The organism is Wolbachia endosymbiont of Drosophila baimaii (genome assembly GCF_028982185.1).
In the GTDB taxonomy this organism is placed as follows: domain Bacteria; phylum Pseudomonadota; class Alphaproteobacteria; order Rickettsiales; family Anaplasmataceae; genus Wolbachia; species Wolbachia pipientis.
Window position 1 is genome coordinate 1 of sequence record NZ_JAPQLE010000131.1, and the last position, 4,538, is coordinate 4,538.

Here is a 4,538-nt window from a genome sequence, read left to right on the forward strand (position 1 = left end):
GGAAAAACATTCCTCTATTCGAATCCTTTCGTCGTGCTGTTGATTCTGCCTTCCTATGACCTGTTCGGACTATTATGAGAAATGCTATACCTGTTGGATTTGGGTTTTTTGTATTTTTGCTATTTCTACAAGTTGGTTTCTACGAGATAATTTTTGTTTCAAGCAATCAATATTACCATTACTAACTGTTAAAGGAGTAACACGCATATCTGTATTATTAATATAACGTGAGATGATACTGCAGTCTATTTTATCAGTTTTTGTAGTAATACCAAGGCTTTTAGCATAGTCTCTCCCACCTTGGTTGAATGACGTACACCTCAAAACCATTGCTTAGTAAAGTACAGGCACATAATTTTTCGTATCCACCAGTTGCCTCAAGACCAATTTTGGTTACATTATGCAAACGTAAAAAGTCCAGCATTTCATCAATGGATTGTACATTGTTTTCAAATATTTTATAATGCTCAAGTGAGTGAATGTGGAGATCTAATTTACTTTTGCTAACATCAATGCCAGCAATAATGTTTGATGAATTCATAATTCCTCCGTAATAATAACATATACTGCATTTTCCAGCCTTATATACGAGCCTAAAAGCTCAATCAGTTGTTCGGAACTTTCAGTATAATAAACCAGAGAAGAGAACCTTGCTGAACAACGATTCTTATAATCAAGGGGCGTGACGATTCCTCTTCTCTGTGTGTCTTTAATCTCACTACTTTGATATTTATAAAGACTTGTTCTTAACATATAAGGGAAGTGTCCTCTAGGTGAGATTGTGGAGCATTCGTTGCAGCATTTGGCTGTTCAATTACGCTAGTTGATTCTTTAGGTATACTATTTCCTTCAAAATTTCCATCTTTTTATTATGTTCTCTTTAGCATTTTGAGAGTGAATTATTCTAGTTTTGATATTTAAACGTTTTGTATCTGCTGTAATGATTTCACTTCCAGTTTGCTATTCTTTACATATTGAATTGCAAGCACTAACGCTTTACTTCCGGAAGCTGTGGTGCTGTAAGCTATATTTTGCAAAATAGCAGTTCTCCTGATATCTTTGCTGTCTGAGACTGACTTTACACCTTTTGAAGTATTAATCACTAGATTTATTTTTCCATCTTTGAGCATATCAACTATGTGGGGTCTGCCTTCTCTTACTTTATTTACAGCTTGTGCAGCAATGCCGTTATTGTTCAGATACGAAGCTGTGCCTTTGGTGGCATATATTTCAAAACTCAGTTCTTTCAACATTCGTGCAACTGGCAATATATACTTTTTATCATCATCTTTTACTGAAACCAGAGCTGTTCCTTCTGTTGGTAACTTGTATCCTGCAGCCATGTGCGTTTTTGCAAGTGCAGCTTCAAATGATGAGTCAATTCCCATCACTTCTCCTGTTGATTTCATTTCAGGACCAAGTAAAGTATCAACTCCTGCAAAGCGGGTAAATGGAAAAACAGCAGCTTTAACTGCAAAATGATTGAAAGGCTTGTTTTCCTGATTCAATTTTTTACCCAAAATAACCTGAGTGGCAAGCTTTGCAATAGGAATATTGATTACCTTGGAAATAAAAGGAACGGTTCGACTAGCCCTTAAATTCACTTCAAGTATGTATACATCACTAGACCTCTTGCATAACTCGATTTCTGAAGGCAATTTTGTCGTCAAAGCTTGTCTGTGCTCCTCAAATACATTCGAGTATTCTGTGGTGCTCATCTGCACTTTTCCTAAAGATTTCTCATCACAAACAGGTTCTGCAAGAGGTCTATTCTCTTGAACAGCAAACTGAATGTTTATCAGACCTTTCACTTCTAGTGCAAGAGCTATTCTTTCAGTTTGTAGCTTAATCTCTTTTATTACTTCGTCACTCAATGTATTTGTCGGTATTGAGCATGTTGAATCACCAGAGTGGATACCAGCTTCTTCAATATGCTCCATGACCGCTGCAATGAAAACTTTTTCCCCATCACATACAGCATCAACATCAACCTCAACTGCATTGACTAAAAATTTATCAAGAAGCAGCGATCCGTGTTCAAAAATTTTGGTTTGATTCAAGACATACTCTTTGAAGCTCTGAGTATCGTGTCTAATCGACATAGACTGACCGCCAAGGACATATGATGGCCTGACTACTAGTGGAAACCCCACCTTTTCTGCGTTGGTTAACGCTTCTTCTACTGAATGGCAGATAGAATTTTCAGGTTGTTTTAAATTAAGTTGCAAAGCAAGGTTTTTAAACCTCATGCGATCTTCTGCAAGGTCAATAGAATCAAACGAAGTTCCCAAAATTTTGAAACCTCTCTCGTTAAGCACTTTGGCTAACTTTAAAGGTGTTTGACCACCTATTTGAACTATTACACCAACCAGTGTGCCATTTTCTTGCTCTTTACTTAGTATTTCAAGCACATCCTCTGCAATGAGTGGTGCAAAATATAAACGATCAGCGGTATCGTAGTCAGTTGAGACAGTTTCGGGATTACAGTTGATCATTATTGTTTCATACCCCATTTCTTTGGCGGCAGAAGCTGCATGTACGCATGCATAATCAAACTCAATACCTTGACCAATGCGATTTGGACCACTTCCTAAAATGACAACCTTTTCTCGGTCAGAAATATTCGCCTCACATTCCGTTTTATTTTCAACATCACCCTCATAGCAGCCATACATATAAGCAGTGCTCGATTCAAATTCAGCTGCACAGGTGTCTACGCGTTTATAAACTTGTTTAATGCCAAATTTTTTTCTTATTTCTTCGATTTGTTTTACTCGATCTCCAGCGTGTAACGCTGGCTGGATCCCAGTGTCACGCACTGGGATGACATTAGAGGGTACTGGAATGACAGAGGTAGGTCTATTACTTAACTTTGCTAATCTTGCATCTGAAAATCCCATTTTTTTCAGCTCTAACATTTCGTACGCAGTTCCAGGAAATCCATTTTCCTTGATTTTTTGTTCAGTTAATATAATTTGCTGCATATTTTGCAGAAACCATAAGTCATATCCTGTAATCGAATTTATTTCTTCTATGCTAATTCCGTGGCGCATTGCGTCAGCAGCAATCAGTAATCTGTTTGGTAGCAATTTTGCTAATTGAGATTTTACGTGATCAATATCAATGTTCTCAGGAAACACTTCATCAAGTCCTGTAAGATCAGTTTCAAGTGAACGAAAAGCTTTCTGCAGTGACTCATTAAAAGTGCGGCCTATAGACATTACTTCTCCCACTGATTTCATGGAGGTTGATAGTTCACAATTCGTTCCTTTAAATTTCTCAAACTCAAATCGAGGAATTTTAGTGACGATATAATCAATCACTGGTTCGAATGCTGCTGGTATTATTGGAGCACAGTCGTTACGTATTTCGTCGAGGGAATAGCCAATAGCAAGTTTAGTGACAACTTTTGCAATAGGATAGCCTGTTGCTTTTGAGGCAAGTGCAGAAGAGCGAGAAATCCTTGGATTCATCTCAATCACAACGAGGCTTCCATCTTCTTTAGGATTCACTGCAAATTGAACATTTGCACCACCGGCACTAACATCAATTTCTCTCAGCACTGCTATAGATGCATTTCTCATCTGTTGGTATTCTACGTCACGCAGAGTCAAAGCAGGAGCAACAGTTATGCTATCCCCAGTGTGCACTCCCATCGGATCAACATTTTCTATCGAACAGACTATTATGCAGTTATCTTTACAATCGCGGATAACTTCCATTTCATATTCTTTCCAGCCGATAATTGATTCATCTATCTGAACTTCATTTATTGGCGAAATTTTGAGAGCACTTTCTGCGATATTGAAAAACTCCTCTTTATTATATGCTATGCCACTACCTGCGCCACCAAGAGTGAATGATGAACGGATGATTGCTGGTAATCCAACGTAGTCCAAAGCCTTTTTTATTTGTTCTTGATTTTTTATAATGATACTTTTGGGGTATTTCAGTCCTATTCTATCCATGGACTGACGGAATAACTCTCTATCCTCTGCTTTTTTTATTGCTTCTCTATTTACCCCTATTAATTCTACATTGTATTTGTCTAACACTCCATCATCTGCAAGTTTTATTGCGCAATTGAGTGCTGTTTGCCCGCCCATTGTTGGCAATATTGCGTCTGGCCTCTCCTTAATTATAATTTTCTCTATGATTTCAGGCAGTACCGGCTCAATATAAGTTGCATCAGAGAATTCAGGATCTGTCATTATAGTTGCGGGGTTGGAGTTAACCAAAATGACTTTATAACCTTCACTTTTTAATACTTTACAGCTTTGCGTTCCAGAATAATCAAACTCGCATGCCTGACCTATAACTATTGGGCCTGCTCCTATTACTAATATAGATTCTATATCTGTGCGTTTCGGCATAATTACAATAACGGTCTCTATTCAAGTAATGTTACCAATCTTTCCTGTATATGTGAATTTTTATTAAACCTATTAGCTAATTATAGCTCTTTCCATAAAAGTCCGGATGTGATAGGATAAGGATAGATGATGATAAGGAGGTTGAATGCCAGCAGCATATAGTTA

At 37.5% G+C, this 4,538-nt stretch carries 2 protein-coding genes and 1 pseudogene; all 3 read right to left on the reverse strand.

The window, feature by feature from the left end; all coding sequences use genetic code 11:
* Positions 1-87 precede the first annotated feature (87 nt).
* Positions 88-541, reverse strand: a pseudogene (locus tag OZD66_RS06085) (IS110 family transposase); the annotation flags it as partial.
* Complete coding sequence (locus OZD66_RS04760) at positions 538-753, reverse strand: hypothetical protein (protein ID WP_080717592.1); 216 nt, start codon at positions 751-753, stop codon at positions 538-540. The pseudogene OZD66_RS06085 and the gene OZD66_RS04760, both read right to left, overlap by 4 nt.
* A 164-nt stretch (positions 754-917) precedes the next feature.
* Positions 918-4,373 carry a carbamoyl-phosphate synthase large subunit gene (carB, locus tag OZD66_RS04765; RefSeq protein ID WP_182367500.1) on the reverse strand — a complete coding sequence of 1,152 codons (3,456 nt, stop codon included), beginning with the start codon at positions 4,371-4,373 and terminating at the stop codon, positions 918-920.
* Positions 4,374-4,538: the final 165 nt, after the last annotated feature.

Bases quoted from the DNA above. Each gene is read 5' to 3' on its own strand.
- carB (WP_182367500.1), bottom strand. From the start codon at position 4,373: ATGCCGAAACGCACAGATATAGAATCTATATTAGTAATAGGAGCAGGC.
- OZD66_RS04760 (WP_080717592.1), bottom strand. From the start codon at position 753: ATGTTAAGAACAAGTCTTTATAAATATCAAAGTAGTGAGATTAAAGAC.